This window comes from Paenibacillus sp. YAF4_2 (assembly GCF_052113225.1).
In the GTDB taxonomy this organism is placed as follows: domain Bacteria; phylum Bacillota; class Bacilli; order Paenibacillales; family Paenibacillaceae; genus Pristimantibacillus.
This window is the reverse complement of the sequence record NZ_JBFRCT010000008.1, coordinates 168,018-184,428: the sequence shown is the minus strand read 5'-3', so window position 1 is coordinate 184,428 and position 16,411 is coordinate 168,018. Positions and strand designations below refer to the sequence as shown.

The following is a 16,411-nucleotide window of genomic DNA, read 5'->3' as shown; positions in this document are numbered from 1 at the left end:
GAATATAGCAATTAAATCTCCGCAAATATAAACAAATAGTCCATAAACCCCGCAATTATTGCTATAATCGTAATACCGTCCATCCGTGAAAGGAGTACTCCATGACCATTCAATCACTGCCTGATATCCTTCGATATGGCTCGATAAGCGAACCATTGTGGATCGAATTCGACCGAAGAATTGGCTATCATTCGATGGATACGACCCACTACCACAGATCCTTTGAATTTTTTTATCTATACAGCGGGGAAAGAAAATTTTTTATAAGAGACTCCCTCTATCCCATTCAGTCAGGTGATCTTATTCTTGTGAATTCCAACTTCGTTCATCGAACCTCCGAGCTGAGCCAGCCGAATCATGAACGAGTTGTGCTTCATTTTGATCTGCCTTTTTTTGACGGATTGCCACAGGAGGAGACGGAGCTGCTCCAGTCCCCCTTCTTGGATGGCTATCCAATTGTTAGACTGAACCTACAGGAACGATTGCACTTGGAAGCCCTATTCGAATCCCTGCTGCGAGAGCTAAATGATCGTCCTCCTGGTTATCAGCTGCATATCCGAAACATGGCTATTGAACTGCTTCTGCTCACGGCTCGCCACATGCAAAAGCGCAAGGCTCTTCCGAATGTTGAAGTTACTCCGGTCCAGCGTAAAGTAACCGATATTATCCGTCATATTAATCAGCAATTCCGGGAACCGCTGCATCTGGACGACCTTGCCAAGCAATTTTATATAAGCAAAGGGCATTTAAGCCGCGTCTTCAAGGAAGTGACTGGCTTTGGCTTCAGTCAATATATCAATATCACCCGGATCAAAGAGGCCGAACATCTCCTGAGGGAAACCGATTTGAGTATTACCCAAATATCTGAACAGTGCGGCTTCGAGAACTTTTCCCATTTTGGCAAAGTGTTCAAAGAGCTTTCTGGCTTGTCGCCAAGGGCTTATCGAAAGCTTGATTAGAACCAAAAGACGTAAATACAACATGAGGCCTATCAGGAGCAGCAGAAGCATTATTCTCCGTCACAAACAACTCCCCATTCCGTTTGGTGCAGGTGACCTTAACCTGTCTGGATTCACCAGGCAGCAGGGTGAAGAAAGCATCATCCGCTGAAGTCCAATAGCTATCCGTACGTTCCTCCGGCCGGACATGGAGCGCTGCTTCATGCCCTTCATTGTTCACCATATAACTGCGCACCAAGACACTTCCGATCTCACCGCCAGGAAGCGATTCATAACTCCATTCGTCCTGAGCCTGCACATTCAATTGAGCACCTTCAAGCTGTAAGGCAGACCGATAAATCTCTTGATCATTAGTAGAGAAGAAATAATCATTGTACTCTGTCACCTGATTCATTTGCGTTACGCCTAACCTTACAATAAATAACCCATTATACGTATGAGGAACAACAAATCGTACATTACCCAGCTTCGTTACAGAGGCGTTCTGCAGAACGGTATCAAATAATTGCGAGAATAAGAGGCTGCCTCGTGTATCCCATACTTCAACGGCCACTTCGCAGCTTTCGCTTGCTTGATGCAGGTAGACCCCTGCCTCCATCCACTCTCCAGCAGCCATATTGAGACTGCGGTAATCAAGCGATGCATGGCAGTGCTTAAACGCGTTACGCGTCCAATAATAAGCCATCTTCGGCTCCATATAATAGTCAACTAGATTCGTACAGCTAGCATTAGGCCACGGCTCATTAAGCTGCCAAATGATACTGCCGCTGTTCTGGAACTGACGTCTCCGATTCGCCTCAAGGATAAACCGCAACCCCTCCGCCTGCATCCATTGGCTTGCATCCGAGAACTGCGAGAGTGATTCGAAATGCCCGAACAATTCCGTATCACGATCGTACGTATCCCACCATTCACCGTGATGCCGCCAGACGAGATTATCGCGCATGGAGACTGGCGTAAGATGTTGTAAGGACAAAAATTTACGAAGGCTCTTCACGCCACTCACACCATCGACACCAAACTCACTATGGAACAGATGATCCGCTTCACCATATAAGCTGTAGTGATTAGGATTACCTTCATACTTCCAATGTCCGTGCACATCATGGCTGACGCCTTTTTCTCTCGTAATATATTGAACCGGTCCCGATGCAGAAGTCGGCAGGAACAGCCGCTGCGGATCATAATGCTCTACAAGCGACTTCAGATGTGACAAGTTTGCATCTTCGTAGGTCGAAGGCCGATTCGGCTCACTCATCAGCTCATTGCCGCCACTCCATACTGTTAGTGACACATGATTGCGACGAGTTTTTAATGCAGCAACAGCATTCTTATGCAGCAGTTCTAGGAACAGCGGCTTCTGTGATGGCTTATTATCTATGCCAGAACTTGACTGGATGAATTCCTGCCAGATCATGATGCCATGGCGGTCACACAGGTCGTACAGATACGTTTTCTCGATAACACCGCCGCCCCATATGCGAAGCATATTCAGATTCGCTTGCTTCGCAAGATGAACCATCCATTCATAGCGCTCCTTCGTCACATTCCCATATAGATGATCAAGAGGCGTCAGATTGGCGCCTTGTATATAGATCGGCACACCATTCACAACAAACGTATACGGCAGCGCATCTGCCGGACTTCCCTCGTTCTGCCGATATTCCAATTTGCGAATGCCGGTATGATGTACTCGCTGATCAAGAAGCTTATTATCCTGAAGCAACCGAATTGTCACTTGGTAGAGCGGCTGCTCGCCATATCCGTTCGGATACCAGAGCTGCGGGGTCGGAACAGGAATATCGAATTGAAAACCGTCCTTGTCTACTACCATCTGAATAGAATGAACGAAATCACCATTTGGTCCCGTCACTTCCAACTCAGCCCGCACATCTGCGTAGTCTAGCGTTTCTGCGGAATCACCAGCATGATGGTTACGAACACCTGCAGCAACACGAATGACTCCATGGCCATCCGTAGTTACATCCGAATGAAGAGCAATCTCCTCTAGCGAATATCCTTTGGAGACACGTAACAGCACATCATCCCAAATCCCTACGTTAACAAGCCGTGTAGAAAAATCCCATTTGTAGTTAAACCGGCTTTTCTGCGTGAACGTTTCCGACGTCTTCCCGATCTGCCCCATCTCATCCGGCGCCTGCTTTAGCACAATCTGAAGTTCAACCGTCTCACGTTCCCCCAGCAGCTCCGTGATATCATATACGGCAGGCTCATACATCCCAGCATGCTCGCCAAGCAATGTGCCGTTCATTGAGATTATCGCTTCATAATCAAGACCCATGAACATGATCTCAACCTTATCTCCCGGCTCAATAATCGGCTTCTGAAACTGTGTCCGATATACCCACCAGCGGTTTTCCACCCATTCGCAATACAGGCTGTTCAAATCTACATAGGGGTTATTAATCAGTCCTGCTTTATAAAGATCCTGATGTACACCGCCGGGTACCGTTGCCGGCAACCATTCGGTTACCCCCATTAATTCATTACCAATTTCCATACTCGTGCCTTTGCAAGGGACCCATGGCCAAAAGCCTTTCAGCTCCCACTCTTTATCGTTTAGATTGATCTCCATCATAAATACCCGTCCTTTAGCTATTCTCATAGTAAGCTATCATAACGAGAAAATTTTAACATAATGAAACGTTTAATTCAACAAAATTAAAGTGTTTAATTCAACAATAAAAAAGCACTCGTTCCAAAGGAACAAGTGCTTAACCATGACTATTGCAGACTCATAACGGTATCCCGCTCGATCAATTCCGTTTCCAGCTGGATAAGTTCAGATACCGTATCCGGATGCTTTATCCGATCGAGAACAGCCCTTACCGCTCTTGAGCCGATATCCTCTTTAGGAACCCTGATTGTCGTCAGCTTCGGAATCATAAACTCGGCCAGTGACAGATCATCAAATCCAATAACTGAAGCCTGTTCTGGACAACGATAACCCCAGTTGGATAATTGACGCAGCACTTCAATCGCAAGCATATCGTTCGCACAGAAAAAGCCGGTCACTTTCTCTTCGGTTATTGCAAGGCGCAGCTTCTCCACAAATTCAGCATTCGTATAATTACCTCGCCCGCTTACACCTAACCCTCGAACCCATGTTACGCTGACTTGCTCCAACGATCCCTTATTATGCTCTCTTACCGTATCCTCAAAGCCCCGATCCCGTTCCCTGAAGCTCCAGGCCGTCTCCATATCTCCTACAAATGCCAGACTGCGGTGTCCAGCCTGCAGCAGCCGATTTGTCGCGTCACACGCTCCCAGATAGTTATTCGCTAATATATGGTCATGTTTGCCGTTCTGAATATTAGAGTCAACTAAGACACAAGACATTCCTTTTGCATCTAACGCCTTCACATAAGACTCAGGCATATGCCCAAGCAAGAGTGCTCCATCTACCTTTTGCTCATTAATACTTGAAGGAAGGCCTTCTTGAGGATCTACTGAGATATCAACACCTGATAAAATCATACTGAAATCATGTGACTGCAGCTCTCTATCGATGCCGCGAATAATTTTGCCCCAATACTCGATATCACTCAGATAAGCTTCAGGCATCAGAACGGCGATATTGCCAGTCTTCGCATAAACGGATGATTTCCGCAGCTTGTCGAAGGAATAGCCCATCTCATGTGCTGTTTTCCATATCTCCTCGCGCGTTCCGTTATTTACAGCCGGATCATTGGACAACGCTTTAGACACAAGAGCTTTCGAGACGCCGACCTGATCGGCAATCATCTGCAAGGTTACCTTTCGCAATGGCCATACTCCTTACCACTTTTTTGAACTTATTATAATTGTTTTTTAAACTCTCTTCAACTTTTATTCAGTTTGCTGGCAAAATTCAAACAGCGGTACAGATCTCTGCACCGCTAATGGGTATTAAGGAGTAAATGGCTCTGACACGATAACTTCAGAATAGCCGCTGGGCCGATTAGACACACCAAATGCTCGTAAGCGATACCAGGTTCGAACTGAATGCGCCCTTGTTGGATCAATCCATGGCGCACCATAATCACCGGGACGTTTATCATACACCGTCACCCACGGCCCTTCGCCGCTTGCCGTCGATTTCTCCAGCGAATAGGAAGCCGCGCCAACAACGCCTTGGAAATACACGATACCTTTTTCTATCTTCATAACCGGGACATCCGGCTGAATCGGCTGCGGCACTTCTCTTCCACTCATCCGATAACCGTGGCTTCTCAGCTGCTGGATACGTGCTGCCAGATCCGGATTGATACCACTGCTGGGATAATGAACGGAAAACCCATCAAAATGATGAACGTATCCACCTTCATCGGCATTTGGGAACAACGACCAGAACGACGTTCCGGATACCGCTTCATTCTCTTCAGCAGCTGCAAGGAATTGCTCCAGATCACAATCCGGCCAGCCAAATTCGCCTGCCATATATACTTTTCCCGCTTCAACTACTTGCTTAGCATCCTTCACCAGCGCTTCGGCATTGGCAGGATAATAATGGACATCGAGAATATCCAAGCTATCAACCGCTAATTTATCTGCATCGAGCTGAAACTGTTTGCCATGTGCAACAAGGTGGTTGTTATCGATAGATTTAATATAGTCGCAAATTTCCTTCACCCATTCAACAGGCGCAGCATTAAGCTCATTGCCCAATTCCCATGCCATGATCGTTGGGTCCTCTTTATACGCAATACCGCTGTACGTATTTACACGATTCAGAATAACGGCGATATAGCTCTTGAAGTCTTCAATAACATCACGATTGGTATAAAATAAATCTCGATCCGTTAAGTCACGCCACCCTGTAAACGTTTCTCTGCCGCCATGATAATAAGCCCAGTTGCAGACGAAAGGAATGATTAATCGCAGCCCGCGATCTTCCGCTTCCTTAATTGCATAATCAACACGTCGAAACGCTTCTTCATTATACTCACCAAGGTTTGGAGACAAGGATTTGGGATCACCTACTGAAGCACCAAGCGTATGAGAACGAACGACATTCGCCCCCATCTCAACCGCTGTATCTAGTGCGTTGCAGACACGAAATGTTGTAGGCCAATCTACTCCGCCAACATTCTCATCAAGGCCCAGCCAATAAATATTAGGCCCAGCGAAACGAAATGGTAGACGGCCCTCATAGAGAGAGCTTCCCACTCTCGTAATAAATGGCTTATTGATCGTCATTTAGATACTCCTGCCTTCTCGTTTAATTCGTTCAGCTGTTCCTTACCCTTTCACTGCACCACTTGTCACGCTCGAGAAAATATATCGCTGCAGGAACAAATACAAGACGACAGTTGGAATCATGATGACAAGAATAATGGCACAAATATAGCCCCACTGCGCTTGGTTATTGCCGGCAAACCGCTGGATGGATGTCGCTACGACGACCAGTTCAGACTTTGGCATATAGAGGAAAGGTATATACAGTTCGTTATAGATGTTAATCGTCTTCAGAATGACCAGCGTAGCTGTAGCAGGACCGAGAAGCGGTAAAATAATCGTCCGATAGATTCGAAACAAATTTGCACCGTCCATCATGGCGCTTTCATCAAGCTCATATGGAATGTTCTTAATGAACTGCAGATAGAGATAAATCTGTACGACATCCGCTCCAACAAAGAGCAGGATTGGACCATAGAGGGTGTTGTAGAGCCCCATGGTATGGATGATGGAGAAGACAACAACTTGCGTCGTAATGGCCGGGATTAATGTAGCGAAGAGGAATGCGCCAAGCAGTATTTTTCTGCCTCTAAATTCAAAGCGCCCTACCGCATAAGCCACCATCGTCCCCAGCACAATGTTACCTAGCAGCGAAACGATAATGATGATAAATGTGTTGCCAAACGCTTGCCAGATATGTGCTCTTTCCATTGCTACTCGGAAGTTCTCGAAGTTAAGGAAGCTGCGCGGTAAGGCAAACGGGCCGCTGACCTCATCCTCCTGCTTGAAGGCATTAATGAATACGACGTAGGGAGGGAAAAACACGGCGAATGTTCCCACAAGCAGCAGCACGTATTTGATCGATTGAATGGGATCGAATTTCTTCATGCTTATCCCTCCTTTCTCTTGATGACAAGATTTTGCAGCCCAAGTATTAGAATCGTAAGGGCTAGAAGCACGACACTCATCGCAGAAGCCAAGCCAAAGTTATTGAATTGGAACGCGGTCTCCACCGTCTTCAGAACGAAGGTTTCACTCGCTCCTGCTGGCCCGCCATGCGTCAGAACAAATGGAAGATCGAATACCGCTATAGCTCCGCTTAGGGTAAGGAACATATTGAGCTGAATGATCTTTGTCATATTCGGTAAAGTCATATGCCAGAAGGTTTGCATCCGCCCTGCCCCGTCAAGCGTAGCCGCTTCATACATATCAGCCGGAATTGACTGCAGGGCTCCCAAGTAAATAACCATGTTATAGCCCATAAACCGCCAGAAGCCGATGGATGCAAGCGAATAGTTAACTATGCTTGTGTTGCCAAGCCAGCTTTGTTTCCAGGAATCCAGTCCAAGCAGCCCAAGCAGTGAATTCAAGGAGCCGGTTGTTGTATCAAAAACATATTGGAACATGAACGCAACCGCTACCGCATTCATGATAAATGGCAGGAACAAAATAACACGAAATACGTTACGCCCGCGCAGCTTCGAGTTCAAGATAACAGCAAAGAGCAGCGCGACGATATTTTGCACAACACCTACAACGACGTAAGGGATCTGATGGACGAATACTCCAAATAGATCAGGGTTTGAGAAGATTTCACGATAATTATCAATGCCGAGCCAGCTCACATGATTGTTGAGCCCATCCCAATCGGTGAAGCTATAGTAGATTAATCGAACTGCCGGATAATAAGTGAATGTAAGCAATAAGAGAACAGGGACTGCCAAGAATCCGATAATAACAAGCTTTCTTTGCGTTTTATAAGCCATACCGTTCATAGTTCACCACTCTTTTCTATCTTCTGCTTCTATATAAGCAAAGTGGATTATCGTAAAGTCTCGGGATAATCCACTTTGCTGTTTGAATCTTATTTACTTACTGCTTTTTTCGCTTTTGCCCATTTGTCATTGTATTTATCAAGAATGGATTGTGGATCTTTGCTCAGAACAAATTCTTGTACAAAGGCTTCTTTTGTAATCTGTGCTTGGTTTACGATCTCCGTCGATTCCGGGGTATCCGTTACCGCTTCGATCTTAGTAGGATTAAAGCTTTCGAATTCAGCCAGCTGCGGCATATCCGATTGTCTATCCTTCAACACTGGAATAAAGCCTGCGAATTTATCAAATCCGGAATCCTCCAGCATCCATTTCACRAATGCTTTTGCCGTTTCAAGATGTTTACTATTTTTGTTAACGCCATAACCCCAGTCTGGTGCAAGAACTACATTCACTTTACCTGAGTTGTCATAAGGCATTGGGAAGAATCCAACATTCTCCGAAGTCGTGCCGCTACTGATGACTTGTGGAATGACCCAGTTACCAAGGAAGTACATCGCAAATTTGCCGCTTGCTACATCCTTCTTCGATTGCTCCCAGTTTGTTGAGTTAATATCCGGCTCAAGGTAGCCTTTCTCGTTCATCGTACGGATGATTGTCAATGCTTGTCCATAAGCATTATCCATCGTATATGGTGCATCAGAATTGACACGTTCATTGTTCAGATTGGCATTACCTGCAATGGAGGAAGGAAGCTCGGAGCCCCACGGGTAAAGAGGCCATTGATCTTTAAAGTTGGATGCGAATGGAATGATACCTTTTGCTTTCAGCTTCTCGGCTGCAGCATAGAATTCGTCCAGCGTCTTTGGAACGCTTGTAATGCCTGCGTCAGCGAAGGCTTTCTTGTTGTATACAATACCTGTTGTTGTAGCGCCTACCGAGATGCCGTACACCTTGCCTTCGAAGCTCTTATAATCTTTGAAGTAAATTTTGTCATTCAGACCAAGATCATCAAGCGGGGCGAAATATTTCGGCAAATCAGAAGCAGTGATCGTTGGCACCAAAACCACGTCAGGGAAGTCGCCAGTCGAAAGACGGATTTTCGTATCCTTATCAACATCTTTTACCGCTTCAAATTTCACTTCTGCATTCGGGTACTTTTCTTTGAAGCGTTTCGCGTAATCCACGTACTCCTTGTCAATCATGTCCGTGCGGTTTGTAAGGAATGTAATTGTTCCGCTGATCTCGGAAGCCGGATCAGCTGCCTCAGTTGTCGTTCCATTGTTGCCCGTTTTTGCGTTCTTTGCCGTCTTATTCGCGTCATCATTATTTCCACAAGCAGACAACATCGTGATCGACACAGCAGCAGTTAGTAACAAGCTCAAACTTTTCTTCAACTTTCTTACCCCCTGAGTTATATGTTTTGTTACCGTTTACAACTAGAGAATATCACCAATATCAATTTATTTCAACTATTTTTTAAAAATATTTAAACTTTTAATTTAAATTGAATTATACTTCTCCTTTGGCAGACTCCAGCTTATCGCCATATCAAGACCAATCAGCTTTTTGGCCACAAAAAAAGCCCTTCCACAAGGAAGGACCGTGTAATTAAATATTTAATAAACTAATTTACCACTTTACCCGAAATCTCCAGATCACTTGGAACATTCGCTGTTGAACCGCGCTGAACAAGCGTTGTTGAGATCATAACCAGCTCAGGAAGCTTATCTGGCGTATTCAGCCGCTCCAGAATAAGCTGCGTCGCTTTAACCCCAATCTCTTCCTTAGGTACACTAATGGTCGTAAGCCCCTTGATATCTGCAAGTGTCAGGTCATCAAATCCCACTACAGACAGCTGTTGCGGATACTCCACTTCCCAATCCGAGAAAAAGACCATCGAATCGATTGCAATTAAATCATTCGCACAGAATACCGCTGTTACCGGATTATCCGACATCAGAGAGCGCTTCAGCTTAACTACGTACTCCGGCTTCGTATACATCCCGTTACCGCTTACACCCATCCCTTCGATGGTTACAAAGCTGGCCTCTTCTTTGCCATTTGTATTAAAGCTTTGAATGGCTGCCTTAAAGCCTCTGTAACGTTCAGAGAAGCTCCAAGTCGTCTCGACGTCGCCTAGGAATGCCAGCTTACGGTGACCAAGCCGGAGCAGCAATTGCGCAGCCTGATAAGCACCTTGATAGTTATTCGCCAGCACGAGATCCACTTCAGGATCCTGCTCACTTGGGTCAACCAGGACAAACGGAATATTCCGTTTCTTAAGCTGATCTGTATATTCCTTCGGCAATTGTCCAAGTACGATTGCACCGTCCACTTTGTTTTCCGTAATGCTCGTTGGCATCCCGTCATTCACCCGCAGCGACACATCGATCGAGGACAACAGCATGCTGTAGTTGTATTCAACCAGCTCACGGTCAATACCCTTAATGATTTTCCCCCAGTATTCGGGATCATCGAGATAAGCTCTTGGCATTAATACCGCGAGGTTGCCCGTGCCGGCAGATATCATTTTTTTCTTTGATGATTTTATTTTATAACCAAGCTCTTCGGATGTCTTCCAGATCAATGCCCGAGTCTCCTCGTTCACAGCTGGATCATTCGATAAAGCTTTTGAAATCAACGCTTTAGAGACTTTCAATTGATCTGCAATGATCTGCAAAGTAACCTTTTTAATGGTTTCCAACTCCCTTAATCAATCTCTTATCCCTACTATATATTTTTTTTCAACTTATTTCAACTTATTGCTGAAAATAAAACAAAACGAGGCATGACATCGCCGTCACACCCCGCTTCGAACCGTTCAACAACAATACTTCTTTCTGCTTTTTACGAATTCAGCTTGTTGAATAGATTGTAAATCAGCTGCGCAGCTTGTGCTCTTGTTGCATGACCTTGAGGCATAAAGCTGCCGTTACCCATTCCTTGAATGAGTCCCGCTTGATGAATCGATTGTACCGCTTCAGATGCGTAGCTGCTTACTTTATTTTGATCCGGGAACAGCTTCGCTTCAGAATCACCTGCTAGATCCAGCTTCACCAATTGAGCCGCACGGTAGATCATCACCGCCATCTCCTCACGGGTGATCAGATCATTTACGCCAAAGCTGCCGTCTGATTTACCATTCACAATACCCAGCTTTTGCGCGCTAAATACCGCTTCTGCATACCATGCACCATGTGCTACATCAGAGAACGTTCCTGTTACAGCCGGATCATTAAGCTCTAATGCCTCCATCAGCAATTTCAGGAATGCCGCACGAGTTACATTGCTATTAGGCTCAAAATGTCCTCCACCTACACCTTGAATAACGCCGCGGGCAGCAAGGAACTGAATGCTGTCCGTTGCCCAAGCAGCATGCGCGAGATCAACGAAGGAGACCTTCGCATAAGCAGCACTATACGCGCTGAAATGTGTGGCCGAGAATTGCACTTTGCCTGTATCGGCATTGTATTTCCCGTTTTTGATTACTTCAAGCTGTCCATCGTTATTCAAATAATACACAATCACTTGATCTGGGTCCTCATTTGTTCCAAGCTCATAAGGCATCTCTACCTGGATGCTGCCCAGCTCCATATCCTTCAGTTTAACGCCATCCAGACTTACTTCAATATCATAGACAGCATGACCGCCCAACAGCTTTCTTGCTTCAGCAGACAATGTACGGTCATCGACTTTCGAAGCTTTTACCTGCAGTGTAGAAGCCCCTTGCCCTCTCTCCTTAAGCAGACTACTGCTTACTGTAAATGTCACGAGACCGGTATCCATTCGAATGCCTTGTACTGCTGTAATAAGTGGTTTAACAGGAACGTCTACGGTAACGGAACCTGCTTTAGCACCTGGCTTCACGACAATATCAACTGTTTTATCGTTGTTTTGCTTCAACGCTTCTAGAATATCCTTCTCGTTGATCTTAATCGACACTTTGTCTGAGTCTTTATTAGCAGGCTGTACCGTCAAATGTCCGTTCTGAACAGACACTGAATCAACAGGATCAACCGGTGTTGTAGGCTGTGTCGGATTCGTCGTAGTTGTCTTCGTTACCGTCACAACAGCAGAAGCCACTTTGCTGCCATCTGTAGTTGCAGCAGTAATATTTGCCGTTCCAATGCCAATAGCCGTCACTTTGCCAGATGCGTCCACCGTAGCAACTGCTGTGTTATTGGACGTCCAAGTCACCTGTTTGTTCGTTGCATTTGCTGGACTTACCGTCACAGTCAGCGTTTCCGTTCCGCCAACGTTTAAGCTGATTTCATTTTTGTTCAGCGTGACACCAGTCACGGAAACATTTGGCAGTTCTCCTGTTTTCACGAGCTCAACATCATCAACCCCAATCCAGTGATCACCAAGATCCTTGGAATGGAAGCCAATCGAAACCTTTCCGTCCCTTACTTCAATGCCCGAAATTTTCAAATAAGCCCACGAGCTCTCGCCAGTTGGAATATTAACTTTTTGTTCTGAAGGCTGACCCTCATTCACGATCATTTCCGCTGCCTGCTGGCCGCCTTTGGATTTGGTCCAAGCCCGTGCTTCGTAGATGCCATCCGCCAGATCCGTTATTTGCTCAGTCGATGTCACCTCATAAGACGCATTGTTCCAATGGACAAGCTTGTAAGCACCGGTACGCGAGCCGCTTTCCAGCTTCACAATTCCGTTCGTTACATCATTACCCTCAGCATCTTTATGCACCCAGTGAGTCGGCAATACTGGCCATGCAGCCGGATCTACCGGTTCGTCAAAACTGCCATTCAGCACATAGTTCGTCAGAACAGGTCCACTTCCATTTTCCTCTGTGTAAGGATTGTTAGGTACATTCACATTTACTGTAGACGTATCAGAACTCATGACTGTACCGTTATACAATTCAACCGATGCCTTAATCTCTACTGCCCCATTAGCCAGCTTGGAAGTGGTATATGACCATTCACCATTTGGCCCAACAGGAGCATAGAACACTTGCTTGCCAGCACGAATCGTTACATCCGTGGCATTTGTTGCTGTACCGCTGATTGTGTAAGGCAACGAGGTAATCTCGGACTCGGCATCGCTAATCATAACGGTGGAAGCTTGCAGCTCATCCATAAACTTCGCACCATTAATGTCATCAATGTAAATCGTACCCGATGTCGAGATCGAGTCATCCACGCCTCCGATATAGAAAGATACCGCCGTAATGTTCACACTTGCATCTGGTCTTGCTGTTGTATCACTGCTATACCAGGATGGGAAACGGAAATCGTCAAATGGCACGTACATGAGACGAGGCTCACTGCCCTTGAACACCGTCTTAGTCTCCCAGAACTTACCGCTTGCGTCCGTGAACTGAATAGCAAGCTCATTGCCTGAGCCATCCGGTTGGAACCAGAACGTGAAGCCGTCATAGCCATTAAGGTTCAAGAAATCAGGATTAAAGCTGCCGCCGGCATAGCCTGGGCCTGCATAGTTATAATCGATCCGCAGGCCATAATTGCCTTCTGATTTATGTGAGGTATCCAAAGATAAATCAAATGCACCGCCTCCCGCATTACGCGAGAACGCCTTGTTAATAAGCGCATTATAGCCGCCATAACCTTCGAAGTTATCCAGCTTGGAAGCATTCGCCATGCGGATATCATCCAAATAAATGACACCTGAATTAGCTGCCGCATTTGTTCCACTGCTGACATAGATTGCAAATTCCTTTACATGCGACAGCTCAATCGCCTTGCTGCCATAAGCCGTCACATTCCATTCAGGCTGAACAAACTCGGATAATTTGATCTCAACTGTCCGCCCCGCATTACCTGCGAGTGTCAATGGAGCTTCATATACGCGATTGTCCGTCATTGTCAGCTGAAACGACAGTTTATTCGAGGATCCGTCCGGCTTCACCCATGCATGTAGCGAGTCAAATCCAGACAAATCCACATCGCCAAGCGAACGGGACAAGCCCGCATAATAAGAGGAATCAAAGGCATAGTCTACTTTCACCCCGTAATTGCCATGGTTCTTATTTGTTGTATCCAGAGCGATGCCGATGCTGTCCCCGTTCGCGTTAGCGGTATAACGCGCTTTGATTTTATCATCTACCCCGTAGTCGTATTCTCCATCTTCAAAAACGTTGGCAGGGGCTTTGTCCGTAAGCGGAATCAGATTCGAACCATACCCAATTTCAACTTGGCTAATGGCTGGTGATTCGCCGTCTGTTGTTGCCGGATAGACAGCCTTCAAATATCGCGTAGATGCCGGCAGAGCAAAGTCAGTATAGATCACCTTATTCCAGCCTTCGCTGGTTGCAGTTTGGCTGACAACCGGATGAATCGGTACATAATTATCGCCGTCAATGGAAGCGAGGAAAGACAGCTTACTGTCGGAATTGGCATAGGTCGTAAATCGATATGAGGTCATATCTCCGCCTACCTGATAGACGACTTCACCAGTGCTTCCGTCTGTGCGTCCAAGCGTCTTGTTGTTATCCATGTAAGGCTGTTCGTCCTTCATCACGAGATTCGAGGTCTGACTAAAGGTCGTCCCTGCAAAAGTATGATCAATGACATATCCGTTTCGCTGAATTGGCGAAACACTTTGGAAGCCTGTTCCATCGTACGTATATTCCATCTGAATGTTATCTATCTGCACCGTGTTGCTTCCTGGAACAACAAACTTAATGAAGCGTGTATCCGCCGGAAGCTGATCGACCGATGATACCGAACCATTCACGAACGATTGAATTTCCGTATAGTTGCCATTCGAAGAAGAGGCAAACCAGCGGATTGCACCCGTGCCCGTGAAGGTAACCGAAGCTTTGTTCATCGGAACCGGAGAAGCGTAGATCAGATAGCCCGGGTTCGATGTCGAAACATACGCTTTGAAGCCTACCCCTACTTCACTGCCAACCGACGAACTGGTCTGTACATTCGACGATTGATCATACACATAGGTTTTACGTTTCTGTGCATCCTTCTGCAGCAGGCTCATCTCATCAATAATGACATGCTCCGCTGTTGTACTTACTTCATTAGACCAAGGAGACACACCTGATTCATTTACTCCACGTACACGGTAGGTGTAAGTTACACCGCTCAATGCTTGTTCATCATGGAACGCAGGTGTTCCGGCGCGTCCGCCATCTGAAAAGTCAGTCGTTACCGTTGTCCAGTCTTCGCCGTTCTCTGTACGCTGCACTTCATAACCCGAAGCACCTACCGAGCCTTGCCATTTGATATCCGCTACCGAAGTAATCGGGAACAGCATTGGCGCATTAGCAGGCGCAGGGATGGCAGGAACGTCTGATGTCATAGCCACATCGTTCTCATTCATATAGTGCGCATACTTGTATACCGTACGGATAATATCCGTTTCCCCGTAATAATCTCCCGACGAGAAGCCCGGCCAGTGATAGGAAGCCCAGTTGCCCGGATCTTCATCATGCCAATAGAAACCGCCGCTGTCCTTATGCGGACGAAGCGACCAGATCATAATACCGTCTGTGCCATTTTTTAAAGCAGCATTGTAAAGCGCTTCGACAGGAGCACCGGTCGTATAAAGTCCAAATTCACCAAGAATATAAGGCTTCTTGTCGGCAGCAGCTGCGCTGTCCGCATTAATACGATCGATGAAGTTACCCGTGTAGAAGTGATCCCCTACGATGTCGACGTTCGGATCTTCCAGTGAATCGTTATTCACTGCGAACCGGCCATCCAGCAGCAGTTGGCTAGGGTTCTCCGTATTTCTTACGTAGTCGGCAATTTCCGTTGTCCATGCTTGCGGGAACTTATCCTGGTTGTAACCGCCCAGCTCATTCCCCGTCTCCCATGCCAGAATGGCCTTGTCATCCTTGTATTTCACACCTGTAATCGTGTTCACGCGGTTCATCATGTAGTGAATCACTTGCTTGAAATCAGAGATCACAAGCGGGTCGGTATAAAATTTCCATGCATCCGGATCATTAGCAGCATCACCGCTGATCGTTCCCGGATAGCGGAAGTTAACGTAGCTCTCAATTCCGCCTACCCATTGCCATTGGTCAACAAACGGAATCACAACCCTTACACCGAACTTATTGGCTAGCGCCAGCAGATTATCGAGCTTAACGAATCCAGCTTCATTAAATTGCATGACACCTTCTTCATCCGGCCCAAGTACAAACGCGCTTCCTGCGTTCGAATTATCATATCGCTTAACTGACGGTACATAAGTCCTTGTCACATTGCCGCCAATTGCTGCAATCGTACGAAGTGCATCCTCTTGAGAGAAGGCCGGATCACTCATTCCTCCCGGATAGTTCAGCGAGGCAAAACGAAACTCCTTCGTTCCATCCATCAGCTTGTCGCCATCGGTTGTAATAAAATCCGTAAACACGGATGCTTCGCCCTCACCGCTCGAAGCCTTCGCCGACTGACCACCAGCGACCGGAGCCAGCATACCACCTAACAGCGCCGTAACGAGCAGAAGCGGCCATTTGCGTTTCGACTTGCTTTTACGTTCGTTCACATCATTCAC

9 protein-coding genes are annotated in these 16,411 nt (G+C 46.4%); 1 reads left to right on the top strand and 8 read right to left on the bottom strand.

Annotated features, from left to right (window positions below):
- Positions 1-101: 101 nt before the first annotated feature.
- On the top strand, positions 102-959 hold the full coding sequence (locus AB4Y93_RS19420) for an AraC family transcriptional regulator (protein WP_441894504.1): 858 nt from the start codon (positions 102-104) through the stop codon (positions 957-959).
- On the opposite strand, the gene AB4Y93_RS19415 is transcribed toward AB4Y93_RS19420, so the two are convergent.
- The 8 genes from AB4Y93_RS19415 to AB4Y93_RS19380 all read right to left on the bottom strand — a co-directional run bounded on the left by AB4Y93_RS19415 (position 910) and on the right by AB4Y93_RS19380 (position 16,402).
- Positions 910-3,558, bottom strand: coding sequence for a glycoside hydrolase family 2 protein (locus tag AB4Y93_RS19415; protein ID WP_441894503.1), 2,649 nt, complete (start codon positions 3,556-3,558; stop codon positions 910-912). The two genes, AB4Y93_RS19420 and AB4Y93_RS19415, sit on opposite strands and share 50 nt — an antisense overlap.
- Positions 3,559-3,704: 146 nt before the next feature.
- Entirely contained in the window at positions 3,705-4,745 is a 1,041-nt protein-coding gene (locus tag AB4Y93_RS19410) for a LacI family DNA-binding transcriptional regulator (RefSeq protein ID WP_441894502.1), read from the bottom strand.
- Between the two features lie 123 nt (positions 4,746-4,868).
- Positions 4,869-6,158 carry a glycoside hydrolase 5 family protein gene (locus AB4Y93_RS19405; protein WP_441894501.1) on the bottom strand — a complete coding sequence of 430 codons (1,290 nt, stop codon included), beginning with the start codon at positions 6,156-6,158 and terminating at the stop codon, positions 4,869-4,871.
- A 42-nt stretch (positions 6,159-6,200) separates the two neighbouring features.
- A complete protein-coding gene (locus AB4Y93_RS19400) occupies positions 6,201-7,025 on the bottom strand; it encodes a carbohydrate ABC transporter permease (protein ID WP_441894500.1) in 825 nt (274 codons plus the stop codon).
- 2 nt (positions 7,026-7,027) lie between these two features.
- Entirely contained in the window at positions 7,028-7,912 is an 885-nt protein-coding gene (locus AB4Y93_RS19395; protein WP_441894499.1) for a carbohydrate ABC transporter permease, read from the bottom strand.
- Between the two features lie 89 nt (positions 7,913-8,001).
- Entirely contained in the window at positions 8,002-9,306 is a 1,305-nt protein-coding gene (locus tag AB4Y93_RS19390) for an ABC transporter substrate-binding protein (protein WP_441894498.1), read from the bottom strand.
- A 230-nt stretch (positions 9,307-9,536) separates the two neighbouring features.
- Positions 9,537-10,616, bottom strand: coding sequence for a LacI family DNA-binding transcriptional regulator (locus AB4Y93_RS19385; protein ID WP_441894497.1), 1,080 nt, complete (start codon positions 10,614-10,616; stop codon positions 9,537-9,539).
- 143 nt (positions 10,617-10,759) lie between these two features.
- Positions 10,760-16,402, bottom strand: coding sequence for an S-layer homology domain-containing protein (locus AB4Y93_RS19380; protein WP_441894496.1), 5,643 nt, complete (start codon positions 16,400-16,402; stop codon positions 10,760-10,762).
- Positions 16,403-16,411: the final 9 nt, after the last annotated feature.